Raw genomic sequence first — 12,883 nt, 5'->3', positions numbered from 1 at the left:
TAACCGTAAGACAAAGAAATAAGGAATCATCATGGGACAACGTATTGACGTCAACCACGAGAACATCTACTACGGCGACTTCCTTGCTGTAGAGGATGTGAACATCAACATCGAGGCCAACAAGGTCACCGCCTTCATCGGTCCATCCGGTTGCGGCAAGTCCACCGTGTTGCGCACGCTCGACCGTATGCACGAGCTTATTCCCGGTGCTCGTGTAGAAGGTGAGGTGCTGCTCGAAGGCAAGAACCTGTACGACAAGGACGTGGATCCGGTATCCGTGCGTCGTGACGTCGGCATGGTTTTCCAGCGCCCGAACCCGTTCCCGACCATGTCCATCCGCGAGAACGTGCTCGCCGGTGTTCGCCTGAACAACAAGCACATCAGCAAGTCCGACGCCGACGATCTGGTCGAGTGGGCCCTGCGTGGTGCCAACCTGTGGAACGAGGTCAAGGACCGTCTGGACAACCCGGGCATCGGTCTTTCCGGTGGTCAGCAGCAGCGTCTGTGCATTGCACGCGCTGTGGCCGTGCACCCGCAGGTCGTGCTGATGGATGAGCCGTGCTCCGCTCTCGACCCGATCTCCACGCTGGCCGTCGAAGATCTGATCAACGAGCTCAAGAGCGATTACACCATCGTGATCGTGACCCACAACATGCAGCAGGCCGCCCGTATCGCCGACTACACCGCCTTCTTCAACCTGAAGGCCGTGGGCCAGCCCGGTCACCTTGAGTACTTCGCGGACACCACCACGATGTTCAACAACCCGCAGAACGACGAAGCCGAGCGCTACATCTCCGGCCGCTTTGGCTGATCCGTTCCTTCGGGCGGCATGAATTGTGCAACTCGAAGGTTCATCGCTATAGAAGGTCCCGTATGGTTATTCCATGCGGGACCTTCCCGTATTCGCAGGTAGTCGCTTTTATTCGCAAGCGGTCCCTCTCCGAGGTTTGTTGGTGCGAAGATTCAACGGTTTGGCGCAGTCTCTGGCACAACCTTGGAATCAATCGTTCGATGTTGCTGTTATGGCAATATGCTGTGGTACAACTTACGGATTTCCTATGCTTGGCAAGGTTGTGACAATTCTTTTTGCCACAATCGATTCATTCAGCCTAATCATGGCTGTTGTGGCAAGTACAACGGCGGAAAATGGTTGCCGTAGTTGGAGGGGCATTGCCACAACTCGCCAGAATCGTCCAAAACTGGTGTTGTGGCACAACGTATTGTCCCGATCCCAGAATCAATCGTTTGCCGTTACTGCTGAGACAGGGATTGACGGTCTCGGCAGTCCAGAATTACACAGAACCCTTCAAATCACCTCTTGCGCATCAAAAAAGGCTGGACTCATTGAGGAGCCCAGCCGTGTAGCAGTCCGTAGCGCGAATCGTTAGTGATTCGCGACCATGAACATCACAGAATCGCCATGCATACAAAGTCCAGGATGAACAGTGCGGAGACGATCCACAGGATCGGGTGCACTTCCTTGGCCTTGCCCTTGCAGGTCTTCACGATGCAGTACATGATGAAGCCACCGGCGATGCCGTAGGAGATGGAGTAGGAGAAGGCCATGAACACGGCTGCGAAGAACGCCGGAATCGCGTCATCGATGTTGGCCCAATCGATTTCCTTCAGAGAAGCGGCCATCATGCAGCCCACGATCACCAGCACGCCTGCGGTGGCGGCGGACGGCACAGCGGAGATCAGCGGGGCCAGGAATGCGGACAGCGCGAAGCAGACGGCCACGACCACAGAGGTCAGACCAGTGCGGCCACCTGCGGCAATACCGGCGGAGGACTCCACGTAGGTCGTGGTGTTGGAGGTACCGCAGATAGCGCCGATGGAGGTGGCGATGGAGTCGGCGAACAGCGCCTTATCCATCTTGGAGGAGAAGCCGTGGCCATTCTCCAGAGCCGCTTCATCTGCTGCGGAGAAGATGCCGGTGCGGCGGCCGGTGCCGATGAAGGTGCCTAGGGTGTCGAACGTATCGGACATCGAGAAGGCGAAGATGGTCACGATGACCAGCGGCAGCTTGGCCGGGTCGGAGAACAGGGCCGGGAAGCCGTCGGCGCTGAAGATGGCGCCGAAGGTCTGCGGCAGCTGAGAGAAGGTTTCGGAGATGGAGACGGAGGAGCCGAAGTTGGTCACGCCGAACGGGATGCCGATCACGGTGGTGATGGCGATGGCCAGCAGCAGACCGCCCTTGACCTTCATCACAGTGAACACGATGGCCAGCACCAGACCGATGAGGAAGACCCACAGCACCTTGTCGTTGAACGTGGCGAGACCCGGGGTCGCGGCCACGGCGCCGCCCTTGGCGGCGGCCTTCGGATCACCCGGGGTGAACTTGATGAGGCCGACGTTCAGCATGCCCACGTACGCCACGAACAGGCCGATGCCGCCGCCGATGGCCTGCTGCAGCACCTCGGGGATGGCCATGATGATCATCTTACGGATCTTGGTGACGGTGATGATGATGTTGATCAGACCGCACAGGAACACCATGCACATGGTCTGCTGCCAAGTGAAGCCCAGGCCGAAGCACACCGTGTAGGTGAAGAATGCGTTGAGGCCCATGCCGGCAGCCTGTGCATATGGCACGTTGGCGAACAGGCCCATGACCAGGGTGCCGATGATGGCCGCGATGATGGTGGCGAGGAACACGCCGCCCCAGGGCATGCCGGTCTGGGACAGGATCAGCGGGTTGACGACGATGATGTACGCCATCGCGAAGAACGTGGTCAGGCCGGCCAGAATTTCGGTCGAGACCGTCGTGTTGTTCTCCTTCAAATGGAAGAACTTCTCCATTGCTCTCTACTTCCTTGGGTTGTGCGGGGTCCGCGCGAGAAGCGGGCACGGCACGCAGAGGCCGATCTATGAAATCGTGCTGTTACGCCGATGGTTATTCGACCGCTTGGATACTGCGTGGGTGGTGCTGGACGTGGGTTGCCCCGGCGAGAATTGCGACTCGCCCTGATCGACCTGTCTGCGCGCGTGCGGCGCAGCCACCCAATCAGAACCATCGCCGATTATAGCCTGTGTGCATATCGTGAAACCGCAGTGCGAAAAGCCGAGCTACACTGAAATCCATCTATTGCGTTTTCGCGCGAAAAGTGCGGGAAGCATGTGCATATGAGCCGCTCTGCGTACTTTTCGTGCGAATAGTGCGCGAAATAGGTGAAATGAGGCCGTTTTGCGTACTTTTCGTGCGAATAGAACACAGGGGATTGGAATACGAGGCGGAAGATGACGAAAACACCGGTGGAAGTCAGTATTACTTCGTGGCGTAAGAACACGGTCAAGGCAGGGCAGGAGCATGGGCGCGTGCTGCTGATGCCAGGTACCGGATACAACTGTGATCGTCCGCTGCTGTATTGGGCTGCTCAAGCTTTGGCGGAGTCCGGATGGCGCATCGATCGCATGAATGTGCGCAATGCTTCGGATGATCTGTCCACCGTTATTCCCGTGTTGAACGACGCCATTGATGGTTGGGTTGCGTCGGTGAAAGCCGAGCGACTGCTGCTGATCGGCAAGTCGTTGACTACGATGACCTATCCGCATGTGGCTTCGCACTATGGGTTGCCGTTTGTGCTGCTGACTCCTGTGCTGCATCACGCTGATTTCGATCCGTCTGCTCGCGTAATTCCGGTGCCGGCTGTGGGCGATGACATTGTGGGCGAGGATGAAGCGCCGAGCGTAGACGATGCGGCTCAGGTGATTCGTTCGGAACATGCCGGGGACTCGCATGCGCGTGGTTCACGGTACGCAGGTACCGCCCCACTGATCTGCGCCGGCACCGCCGACCCGTTCTTCGATCGTATCCGTGCCAACGCCTTGACCCCGCATGTGCACGAATATCCGGACGCCAATCATTCCATCGAGGTGCCTGGGCATTGGCGTCGCTCGCTGGACTATCTCAAGGAAGTCACCGCTTCGGTGGCGCAGTACGCCGCCACACTATGAGTCGGCAGAGTTAGCGTAGAGTCGGCAGAGTTAGCGTACGTTTTTCCAGAGAAAAATCCGTCCTGTCTGGAAAAACGTACGGTGAGGGATGTTTGGCGTGATGACGGCGTACGGGTACGGGGACGTTGTACGAGGCGACACGCCGAAGGATGTTGTTGTCGTCTGCCGCACGTAAATTAGCAGACCGTAAACCACAGACCGTTGGTTGAAGTGTGCGTAAGCGCAGTTCCGAAGTTTGGTTCGCCAAGCCAGCGCAGGTTGAGAGATGTAAGCCCGTTAAGGGCTGACAAGTTCGCTTCGCGAGCTTATGTTGCTCTGCCTGTGCGCAGGGCTTTTTTATTGCCCGGCAGCACGTTCCGAACCCGAAAAGTCAACGGCCGACTAAGGAAGGAACGCCATGAAGAGGCCCGAAAAGGAAGTGGTGGTCGCCCAGCTTACGGAACAGTTCCGTAACGCTGACGCTGTCTACCTGACCGAGTACCGCGGGCTTACCGTTCCGCAGATCTCCGATTTGCGTGAAAAGCTAGGCCGCGATACTTCCTACACTGTGGCTAAGAACACGCTGGCTCGCATCGCCGCCAAGGAAGCGGGTATCGAGGGTCTCGATGAGATCCTGTCCGGCCCGACCGCCATCACTTTCGTGAAGGGCGACTTCATTGAGGCTGCGAAGGTCATCCGTGACTTCGCCAAGGATAACAAGGCTCTCATCATCAAGGGTGCTGCCGCTGACGGCACTGTCTACGATGCTGAGGGTGCCAAGAAGCTGGCGGACCTCAAGTCCCGCCCGCAGCTGCTCGCCGAGTTCGCCGGCGACGTCAAGGCTACGATGGCCAAGGCCGCGTACCTGTTCAACGCTCTGCCGACCAAGGCTGTGCGTACGATCGACGCCCTGCGCGAAAAGCAGGAGAAGGCTGCCTGATTTTCGCCATCGCGGCTTGAATCAGATGCTTCGATAATTCAATACACAAGGTTTATTAGGCGGTGGATCTCCACTTCGTCCACTGCCAAGATTTGAAAGGAAGCCATAATGGCTAAGTACACCAACGATGAGCTGCTGGAAGCCTTCGGCGAGATGACCCTGGTCGAGCTCTCCGAGTTCGTGAAGGCCTTCGAGGAGAAGTTCGACGTCGAGGCTGCTGCCCCGGCCGCTGTTGCCGTTGCCGCTGCTCCGGCTGCTGCCGCTGCTGAGGAAGAGAAGGATGAGTTCGACGTCATCCTCTCCGCCGTCGGCGACAAGAAGATCCAGGTCATCAAGGCCGTCCGCGCCATCACCAACCTGGGCCTGGCTGAGGCCAAGGCTCTCGTCGACGGCGCTCCGAAGGCTGTTCTGGAGAAGGCCAAGAAGGAAGACGCCGAGAAGGCCAAGTCCCAGCTGGAAGAGGCTGGCGCCACCGTCGAGCTCAAGTGATTTGTGCGGCATCAGCCGCGAATCATCAGCTTTCGAGAGACCCCGCACCTGTATATGCAGGTTGCGGGGTCTCTCGCATTTTCCGTGAGTTCCATGAACCAACATGCGGAGTCTATGTGATGCGTATATGCGCACCACAGCGTAGATATCACTGAGTAGACTGAAGGAACATAAGCAATTGCCGGACGCATCGCCGTCAGACAATGAGTGGAAGTTGTTGATTCCGTATTCGGTAATACGCCGAAAGCCGGTAAAAGATGACACAATGGCTCATAGTGTATTGACTTGGCCTATGTCATGTTGGCCCGGAGCGTGTTGAGGGAGGCAGCCACGGTGAGTGAGTGGACGGTGAGGATCAACGGTGTGGACCAGGCGAATGTCAAGCCGGGCGAGCGTCTGGAAATCGGTCGTAAACCGTTACGTCCCCTTGCCAGTGACGGCAACACCCGTCTCGATGTTGCCGATCGAACCAAGTCGATGTCCAAACGTCACGCCGTGCTGGAGGTGAAAGAGGACGGTACGGCATCCATCCGTGACCTTGGTTCTACCAATGGATCGTACGTGGTGCGAGACAATGGTGATCTGCTGCGTTTGCCACCCCACGCCGAGTTCATATTGCCATCTTCGCCGATGCGTATGCAGTTCGGTGATGTGCCTGCCGATTTCATTGAGCTCGAACATGTGCCGCAGGAACCCGATTCGGTACCGAATCTGTTTGGGTACGCCGTTGGGGAGGCACCTCAGGAACCGGATGCCGCCGATATGTCCGTGGATGACATCCTGGATTTGCGCGCCGGTGAGCCGACCGCGATTTTCAGCGCTGAGAATGTCAAGCGCAAGGTGGGGGAGCTCTCTCTGGAAGGACTTACCGTCACTCAACCGCTGGTGAAGCCCGAGGAGCCAGCCCTGCCACGTGACCTGTTTGCCGATGCGTTGGCCCAGAATCTTGATGATGCGAATGCTCAGGAAACGCCGAAACCTGCGGAGAACAAGGATTCTCATGATGCGACGCCGGCGGAACAGAAGCCGGCATCTGCACAGCCGTCGCATGCACGTCCGGTGACCATTTCTGGCGTGGTGCCGGTAGATGCCATTGCCCATCCCGTGGTACGTCATATACCCGATTCCGTCGCTCTGGCTCAGCCGTCTGTGCCAGATACCGAGGCCGAGGTTTCGTCCAAGGAGGGTGACGAGACGTCGCACACCGATGCACATGTCGAACAGAGTGCCCAATCAGTGCAGCCTGAGATGGTTGTGACTGAAGGTGTTGCGCCAGCCGATGACGCGCATGAACCTACTACTGCAACGGTGGAAGCAGCCGCGCAGGAAGCCGACGATGCTTCGGCAGAGGCTGCTCAACCGTCGGACGAGCCGTCGCGAAATGCGCAGGATGCACCGAATGGCGATGCGGCAATGCCCGACCACGCATCGGATGACGCATACCGTCCCGTTGCCGCAGCAGACGAAACCGACACGACCGGTACCTATACGCCGGCATTCGAACCGGGATCCGTGTTCGAGCGTGTGGCCAAAGGTGAATTGAAAGCCGCCGAGCCGGTGATTGAAGTTGCCGGCATCACCTCTGACGAGGCACGTACCACCCAGGATTTCAATGTGCAGTTCGAAGCCGCCCGTCACCCCGAGCTGATGGCCTTCCTCGCCATGAATCCTTATTTGTATGACGATATGTATGCCTGGCTCGCAGCCCGCGGCGAGGCCGACATCGATGAGGCCTTGGAGCATAACCAAGGTTATCGCGAATACCGTGAAGCGGTTGGAAAGTGAGCCGAGCAATGACCCAAAGTCAGCCCCAGAACACAAATCTCACGGACGGCCTGAACCGTATCCGCCGTTGGCGTGACCAGTATCGCAGCATGCAGCCGCCATCTCCGCTGGAAGATGTCAATCAATTGGCGGCGAAACTGGAAATGACCCATGCCCACCCTTCGGGCATCGCCCAGCTGTTCGCTTCAGGCCACGTGCGTCTTGATTCGCTGTTCCGCGATAGTGGTGTGCTGAAAGCGGCCGAGCGTCACGTTGGTCGTGTGCTCGATGATCAGAGCGCCAAACGTCGTGTCTCCGGCGTGGCGGAGCTCTCTTTGGTAGTGGGCGTGGCCACCTGGAAGGGCAATGCGTTGCCGGTGCTGCTGTATCCGGTGGATGTGAGTTCCTCCGCTGACAATCCGTCCATGCTGATTCAGTTCACCGGACGAGTCGCGCTGAATACGGCGTTTGTCAATGCGTTGCGTGAACAGGGGGTGTTCCTTGATGAGGATGCCCTGTTCGATGGCTCCAGCTATGAGAGCGGTACACCGGAGACTTCGGCCATGTTCGCCAGAATCTCCGCCGAGGCGAGTGAGCGCATCGCAGATTTCAACATCGAGCGCCAGATCGTGCTCGGTTGCTTCATGGATCCTTCCTCGCAAATGATCAGCGAAAGCCGTCGCTTTATCGACCAGTTGGAGAACGGTCCCACCGGCAATGTGCTGCTTGATGCTCTTGCAGGCAGCGAGACCTCACAGGCGGCGTTGAACGACGCCGATGCGCCGCAATACAGTCCCTTTGATGTGGACCCGCACGCCGAATACGAGGTGGGGGATGTCGATAATACGGTGCGTTACGTTGCATCGTTGGCCGCATCCGGCCGCAGCGTGGTGATGGACGGCACTTTCCCGAAGGGTACTGCCGAACAAGCGCTGGCCGTGGCCTCGCGCTGCGTGATGAGTGGTCGTTCTGTGCTGTATGTGCCGGGTACCGCTGAGCAGAAGCGAGCCTTTATGCAGGCTGCCGGTGCCAACGAGCTGAAGGCTCAGGTGCTCGATGTGGCTGATGAACATGTCAATGCCGCCATCGATAAGCAGCTGATCGCGGCGGTCGGCTTCCAGCCGGGAGTCGCCACGCAACGGTTCGATCAACTGGCCGACGAATTGGTGGGGGTCCGCTCGCGCCTGACTCGCTATCTGGGTGATCTGCATGGCGGCAACGATAAGTGGGGCGTGTCGGCGTACGAGACCATTCAGAATCTGGCTCGTATCTCCACATTGCCTACGCATCCGGCTACACACGTGCGGCTGAGTGAACAGAGTGCTTTGGGCATCGCCAGCTCCATTGAATCGTGGATCGGCAAGCTGGAGCGTGCCGGCGAACTCGGCGAATTCACTATCGGTCCGGACGACACCGCTTGGTACAAGGCCTCTTTGACCACCGAAGAGCAAGCTGTGGACGCCTACCAGCGTGTCGATGATCTGCTGCGTCGTTTCTTGCCGGCCACCCGCGAACAGGTGGCGCGCACGGTGCGGGAATGTGGTTTCCCGGTGCCGCCAACCACGCGTGAATGGGAACGTCAGGTCACAGTGCTGAAGAATCTCAGGCGCGTACTGGACGTGTTCCAGCCGGAGATTTTCGAGCGTGACATCGATTCGATGATCGAGGCGACCAAACCCAAGGCACAGCGCAAGGCCGAAGGCACTTCGATGGGCTTTTGGGAACGCCGTCGCCATGTCAAGGAAGCCAAGGCTCTGCTCCGTGTAGGCGCACAAGTTGAAGACCTGCATGAGGCGCTCAAAGTGGTGGCCAAGCAGGGAGAGCAGTGGCATCAGTTCGTGCCTCACGGCGGGTGGCCGGTGCTGCCTGTCAAATTGGATGAGATCATTGCCACCCAGGAAGCCTTGGTGAGCAACATGACCGCGCTGAACGCGGTGCTCACGACTACGCCGGGCGGCGGCAATCTTGAGTCCGAGGATTTCAACGTCGTGGAGGCCAGACTCAAGTCGCTGTTGGATGACCGTAAAGCACTGGACACGTTGCCGGAACGTTGCCGGCTGGAACAGGAGTTCGCTGCCGCTGGTCTGAATGAACTGGTTGATGATCTGCGCACTCGCCGCGTGAGCGTCGAGCAGGTACGTGGCGAGGTCCAACTCGCATGGTGGACCACCGTGTTCGAGGACATCGTGCGGGCTTCCGCCATCATCTCCAATCAGGATGGGTCCGTGTTGCAGACCGCCTCCGACCGATTCGCTCAAGTCGATGTGGAACATGTGCGTTCCATCGGTCCGATGGTGGCTCAGGAATCGATGCGCCGCCTGTGCGACATGCTGTTCTCGCGCACGCAGGAAGCCAACCAGCTGCATACGGTGCTCGCCGGACGCGCCAATGTGCCGTTGAGTCGTATTCGTCGCGACCATCCCGAAATTCTGGCGGCGGCCAAGCCCATTCTGGTGGCTTCCGCCGGTACGCTGGCCTCGCTGACCGAGCCGTCGCCGCTTGCGGATGTGGCGATTCTGGACGCCTGCGCTCATATCCCCGCCATTGAATTGCTCTCCGTGCTCGGTCGTGCCCGTCAGGTCGTGGTGATCGCGCATTGCGCCACGGTGACCAGCGAAAGCATCAAACGCCTGATCGGCATGCTGCCCAAGGTCGAGGTGACGTCCTCGCCGTCGCGCCGGGCTCCTCGCCTGGCCGCATTCCTGGAATCCGAAGGATACGGTCATGTCCAATATGATGTGACCGCCGGATCGTCCGGTGGCGAGGTGCGGTTCCACCGTATTGAGGCCAACGGCGTGCCGGTGATGTCTTCCGGATTAGTGGAATCGAGCCAGCAGGAGATCGATGAGGTTATCCGTCTGATTACGCAGCGCGCCTCCGGATTCGCCGTAGTGCCGTCCAGCTACCGTTTGGCTGTGGTCTGCCTGACCGATGTGTTCCGTACTCGTCTGGGTGCCGAACTGAAGTCGTTGGCCGCTAAATCCGCTGCGATGGGACGGTTCCTTCGCCATGTGCGTCTGATCTGCTTGCGTGACGTCGCCGGTCTGCGCGCCACCGATGTGATTCTGTCGTTGTGCTACGCGAAAACCTCCCACGGTCGTCTGCTCCAGCAATTCGGTGTACTGGAGCATGATGGTGGTCGTGAGCTGCTGCTGGATGCGCTGGCATTGGCCGATCGCCATCTCGATATCGTTTCGGCCTTTGGCTCAGATGAGCTTGATGCCGAGCGATTGCACCAGTCGGGCCCCAAATTCCTCAAAACCATGCTGAGCTGGGCCGAACAGCTCGACGATAGGCCGGTATTGCCGTTGCGTGATGCCGCCGGAGACAATGTGCTGTTCCGTGATATCGCTGAACGCTTGCGCGCTCGCGGTCTGCAGGCCGCAGTGGAGTACGGATTCGATAAGGGTATCCGCATTCCGCTGGTGGTCAGTGTGAAAGACAGGCCATTCGCGCTGGCCGTTCAGACTGATGATGCGAACTTCATGTCCGTACAGTCCACACGTCGTCGTCATCGTCTCTCCGCCCAGGATTTGGTCTCCCTCGGCTGGAACGTGATGACGGTATGGAGCGTCGCCGCGTTCGTGAATCCGGACAAGGAAGTGGACCGCATCGTGGCTCGCATCGGTGAAATCTACGGTGAGGTTAAGTGATCATGGCGGAGTACAGCCCTACCCGTCGTACCCCACGCACGCATAAACGCGTGGTGATGAAAGGAACCGAACGTTTCGATGCGGACGGCGTGAAACTTGAACCTGGAGACATGCAAACCGCCCAGCAGCGTCAGGCCGAGGATGATCAGCGCATTCTCGGCGAGCTGCCGCCACATTGGGGCATCTTCAGCGAAAAGCAATGATTGCCCTGCGCGTCTGCTGCGTCCCGCGGTTATCGCATCACTGCGATAACCGCACCGTTGTGCTGCCAGTGCATCACGTTGCTTGCGTACTCCGGCGTCATCGCCATCGTTGCATGACGAGTGGCTTCGCCGAACACATCATCCGACATGGCGTCTTGTGATGCCTCCCCGCCTACCTGAATCACCATCGCGTTCTCGGCGAGTATGCATTCGTCGCTATCGCAACTTGTGGCAGAGACGAGATCGACGCAATCGCCCGCGATCAGCCCGTGAATGCTGCTGGCCAGCCGTACGTCGATAACAGTGGACCCGGCCGGCGCTACCGGCGCATCGCGAGCCATATGCGTGGAGATGGGGTCTTGAGCGTGAATCTCGATTTGTGCGATCTTTCCGATCACCTGTGTGCAATCCGACGCCATCGATACCCCGGCGGCGGTCTGTGCGACATGCACCAGCCTCACATCGGTGCGTTGAATCGTCTCACCTCGCGCTATGTCTTCGACAGCGACGACCACAGGTGCGGTCTGCACTGCGGCCAGCACGGCTTCAAGCCCGAACAGCAGGCCGAATCCCACGCACATGGCTGCAGTTAATCGTCGCAGGGCACGAAGCGCACGGCGTTGCCGCAACGAGCCCTGCGAACGTTTCATGCGGTTCGTGCCAAGTGCGGAACCGAGTACAGAAAAGGTCACCATGTAAACCATGGTGACCTAGGTGTTCATGCCAGCGCAAGCCAAACGGACCTATGTGGTTCCAGCTTCCCGAGTTATCCACAATGCCTGTTCGATGCGTATCGAACAGCGGCGCGGCACGGAGCGATTGTTGCTCTGGCTGACTACTTGACCGATTACTTGGACGACTTATCCGTGCGATAGAAGCCGTGGCCCTTGAACTCGATCGGCACAGCCGAGAACACCTTGCGCACCTGCTCCTGATCACACTTGGGGCATACGGTAATCGGATCGTCGGTGAACGACTGCTGTTCGGTGAAATCGTAGCCGCAGTTCTTGCAGCGGTAATGATAAGTAGGCATCGGATTCCTCCACAAGTGTTGAAGTCATATATTTGCCGGGCATGAGGCGCGATAGCGCCGTGCCGTACAACCGTTCACATCCTAGTCGTCGCCATGACACTTCGCCGATGGATTATCAGGCCTAGATACCAGAACCGGACCGATGCGCGTCTCGCAGCTGACGATAGCCGTCGGGGGTCAGCACTGCATCGGCCGGCACATCATGCGGTTCAGTAGGCAGTAACCGGTCCATGACCTCCCACGACCAGCACACGGCAATCAAAGGACATCCCTGCCGGCGCAAGGTCAGCGCGCGATCATACCAGCCGGCACCGCGTCCCAGACGGTAGCCCTGCGGGTCAACTCCCAGTGCCGGGGCTATCACAACATCGGCCTCGCGCAACGCCTCCGGCGGCAGCACGGCTCCCGCAGGCTCATCGGGGCGAAGATGCGTCGTATGTGCCCCGTCTGCCGCAGGTTTGCCCGGCACAGTCAGCAACGTATCCACCGAGGTCAGCGTGCTCCAGCCGATCTCCAAGCCGCTGCCCAGCCTCGGTACCAATACCGTGCACCCGTGTTCCAGCAGCCATCGCAGCAGAGGACGCGTCTCCACTTCCGTTCCCATGGATACATAGGCGGCCACGGTCAACGGTGCGCCATGAGATGAAACCGATGCCAATTCCCCCGACAGATGGCGAACCAATTGTTCGCCGGCTTCGCGACGCTCTTCAGGCGTGGTCAATTTCCGTCGTGCAAGCGCCCTATGCCGCAGCACGGTTTTACTGGGCCGATCGTTGTCGACGGAGGCCGTGTCAATCGTCGCTGCGGTTGTATCAGCCGACCCGTTCCGGTTGTTTTGCTCATGCGCACTCATATGGCACAACCT

General features: G+C 58.9%; 11 protein-coding genes. 7 read left to right on the top strand and 4 right to left on the bottom strand.

Annotation, left to right across the window (positions count from 1 at the left end; genetic code table 11):
- Positions 1 to 31: 31 nt before the first annotated feature.
- On the top strand, positions 32 to 811 hold the full coding sequence (gene pstB, locus CUU80_RS05710) for a phosphate ABC transporter ATP-binding protein PstB (RefSeq protein WP_100496345.1): 780 nt from the start codon (positions 32 to 34) through the stop codon (positions 809 to 811).
- Between the two features lie 596 nt (positions 812 to 1,407).
- On the opposite strand, the gene CUU80_RS05705 is transcribed toward pstB, so the two are convergent.
- Positions 1,408 to 2,802 carry an NCS2 family permease gene (locus CUU80_RS05705; RefSeq protein WP_100496344.1) on the bottom strand — a complete coding sequence of 465 codons (1,395 nt, stop codon included), beginning with the start codon at positions 2,800 to 2,802 and terminating at the stop codon, positions 1,408 to 1,410.
- A gap of 438 nt (positions 2,803 to 3,240) precedes the next feature.
- Here CUU80_RS05705 and CUU80_RS05700 point away from each other — a divergent pair, with 438 nt between their 5' ends.
- The 6 genes from CUU80_RS05700 (at position 3,241) to CUU80_RS05670 (ending at position 10,985) form a co-directional block, all read left to right on the top strand.
- Positions 3,241 to 3,957, top strand: coding sequence for a hypothetical protein (locus CUU80_RS05700; RefSeq protein ID WP_100496343.1), 717 nt, complete (start codon positions 3,241 to 3,243; stop codon positions 3,955 to 3,957).
- Between the two features lie 397 nt (positions 3,958 to 4,354).
- Positions 4,355 to 4,876, top strand: coding sequence for a 50S ribosomal protein L10 (gene rplJ, locus CUU80_RS05690; RefSeq protein ID WP_100496342.1), 522 nt, complete (start codon positions 4,355 to 4,357; stop codon positions 4,874 to 4,876).
- A 108-nt stretch (positions 4,877 to 4,984) separates the two neighbouring features.
- Positions 4,985 to 5,365, top strand: a complete 381-nt coding sequence (gene rplL / locus CUU80_RS05685) for a 50S ribosomal protein L7/L12 (protein ID WP_100496341.1) — start codon at positions 4,985 to 4,987, stop codon at positions 5,363 to 5,365.
- 333 nt (positions 5,366 to 5,698) lie between these two features.
- On the top strand, positions 5,699 to 7,150 hold the full coding sequence (locus tag CUU80_RS05680) for an FHA domain-containing protein (protein ID WP_165775841.1): 1,452 nt from the start codon (positions 5,699 to 5,701) through the stop codon (positions 7,148 to 7,150).
- 8 nt (positions 7,151 to 7,158) lie between these two features.
- Positions 7,159 to 10,782, top strand: coding sequence for a PDDEXK-like endonuclease domain-containing protein (locus CUU80_RS05675; protein WP_100496339.1), 3,624 nt, complete (start codon positions 7,159 to 7,161; stop codon positions 10,780 to 10,782).
- A gap of 2 nt (positions 10,783 to 10,784) precedes the next feature.
- On the top strand, positions 10,785 to 10,985 hold the full coding sequence (locus tag CUU80_RS05670; protein ID WP_100496338.1) for a hypothetical protein: 201 nt from the start codon (positions 10,785 to 10,787) through the stop codon (positions 10,983 to 10,985).
- 29 nt (positions 10,986 to 11,014) lie between these two features.
- Here CUU80_RS05670 and CUU80_RS05665 read toward each other — a convergent pair whose 3' ends face one another.
- The 3 genes from CUU80_RS05665 to CUU80_RS05655 form a co-directional block, all read right to left on the bottom strand.
- Positions 11,015 to 11,680, bottom strand: a complete 666-nt coding sequence (locus tag CUU80_RS05665; RefSeq protein ID WP_243388650.1) for an SAF domain-containing protein — start codon at positions 11,678 to 11,680, stop codon at positions 11,015 to 11,017.
- 152 nt (positions 11,681 to 11,832) lie between these two features.
- Positions 11,833 to 12,018 (bottom strand): FmdB family zinc ribbon protein, encoded by a 186-nt coding sequence (locus tag CUU80_RS05660; protein ID WP_100496336.1) that lies wholly within the window; start codon positions 12,016 to 12,018, stop codon positions 11,833 to 11,835.
- A 121-nt stretch (positions 12,019 to 12,139) separates the two neighbouring features.
- Positions 12,140 to 12,880 (bottom strand): 5-formyltetrahydrofolate cyclo-ligase, encoded by a 741-nt coding sequence (locus CUU80_RS05655; protein ID WP_439329970.1) that lies wholly within the window; start codon positions 12,878 to 12,880, stop codon positions 12,140 to 12,142.
- Between the last annotated feature and the right edge of the window lie 3 nt (positions 12,881 to 12,883).

The sequence above is a fragment of the Bifidobacterium scaligerum genome, from assembly GCF_002802865.1.
Taxonomy (GTDB): Bacteria; Actinomycetota; Actinomycetes; order Actinomycetales; family Bifidobacteriaceae; genus Bifidobacterium; species Bifidobacterium scaligerum.
This window is presented reverse-complemented; position numbering and strand designations above follow the sequence as displayed.

What these genes read in the sequence shown, in the direction of transcription:
- pstB (WP_100496345.1), top strand. Translation starts at nt 32, where the DNA reads ATGGGACAACGTATTGACGTCAACCACGAGAACATCTACTACGGCGAC.
- CUU80_RS05705 (WP_100496344.1), bottom strand. Translation starts at nt 2,802, where the DNA reads ATGGAGAAGTTCTTCCATTTGAAGGAGAACAACACGACGGTCTCGACC.
- CUU80_RS05700 (WP_100496343.1), top strand. Translation starts at nt 3,241, where the DNA reads ATGACGAAAACACCGGTGGAAGTCAGTATTACTTCGTGGCGTAAGAAC.
- rplJ (WP_100496342.1), top strand. Translation starts at nt 4,355, where the DNA reads ATGAAGAGGCCCGAAAAGGAAGTGGTGGTCGCCCAGCTTACGGAACAG.
- rplL (WP_100496341.1), top strand. Translation starts at nt 4,985, where the DNA reads ATGGCTAAGTACACCAACGATGAGCTGCTGGAAGCCTTCGGCGAGATG.
- CUU80_RS05675 (WP_100496339.1), top strand. Translation starts at nt 7,159, where the DNA reads ATGACCCAAAGTCAGCCCCAGAACACAAATCTCACGGACGGCCTGAAC.
- CUU80_RS05670 (WP_100496338.1), top strand. Translation starts at nt 10,785, where the DNA reads ATGGCGGAGTACAGCCCTACCCGTCGTACCCCACGCACGCATAAACGC.
- CUU80_RS05665 (WP_243388650.1), bottom strand. Translation starts at nt 11,680, where the DNA reads ATGGTGACCTTTTCTGTACTCGGTTCCGCACTTGGCACGAACCGCATG.
- CUU80_RS05660 (WP_100496336.1), bottom strand. Translation starts at nt 12,018, where the DNA reads ATGCCTACTTATCATTACCGCTGCAAGAACTGCGGCTACGATTTCACC.